At 46.0% G+C, this 926-nt stretch carries 1 protein-coding gene; it reads right to left on the bottom strand.

What is annotated here, in order from left to right:
• Positions 1–926, bottom strand: a 926-nt coding sequence (locus A3739_RS27590) for a toprim domain-containing protein (protein WP_231877171.1), incomplete at both ends; no start/stop codon positions are given.

Below are 926 nucleotides of genomic sequence, written 5' to 3'. Positions count from 1 at the left end.
GCTGCTCGCTTCTTACCAAGCAGCATATCCATGTTTTCGACAGTTTGAGCATGATCATCGATTGTTAGCTGAACTAATCGACGCGTGTCGCGAGCCATTGTTGTTTCACGCAACTGCATTGGATTCATCTCACCCAAACCTTTAAAGCGCTGAACATTCACCTTGCCACGTTTTTTTTCTGCTTCGATTCGATCAAGCACACCCTTGCGCTCAGCTTCATCCAAAGCATAAAACACTTCTTTACCCACATCGATACGATACAAAGGAGGCATCGCAACATAGATATGACCAGCTTCAACGAGTGGTTTGAAGTGGCGTACAAATAGAGCACATAAAAGTGTCGCGATATGAAGACCATCAGAGTCCGCATCAGCAAGAATGCAAATCTTGCCATAACGCAATCCTTCTAGATTATCTGATCCTGGATCCACGCCCACTGCGACAGCAATATCATGGACTTCTTGGGAGGCAAGAATTTCGGCAGAATCTACTTCCCAGGTATTAAGTATCTTACCGCGAAGCGGCATGATGGCTTGATACTCACGATCTCGTGCTTGTTTTGCGGAACCACCAGCAGAGTCACCCTCAACCAAGAACAACTCTGAACGCAATGCATCTGCCCCAGAACAATCCGCCAACTTGCCTGGCAGTGCTGGCCCTGAAGTCACTTTCTTACGAACAACCTTTTTACTTGCTCGCATACGCTTTTGGGCATTACTAATACACAGCGTCGCTAGCTGTTCCGCTTCATCAGTGTGTTGGTTAAGCCACAAGCTAAATGCGTCTTTCACTACACCCGAAATAAACGCAGCAGCCTCGCGTGAAGATAATCTTTCTTTGGTTTGACCTGAGAATTGAGGATCGCCTAACTTGGCAGATAAAACAAAACAGCTTTTATCCCAAATATCTTCTGGGCCAAGCTTTAT

Source organism: Oleiphilus sp. HI0067, from assembly GCF_001635735.1.
This window is presented reverse-complemented; position numbering and strand designations above follow the sequence as displayed.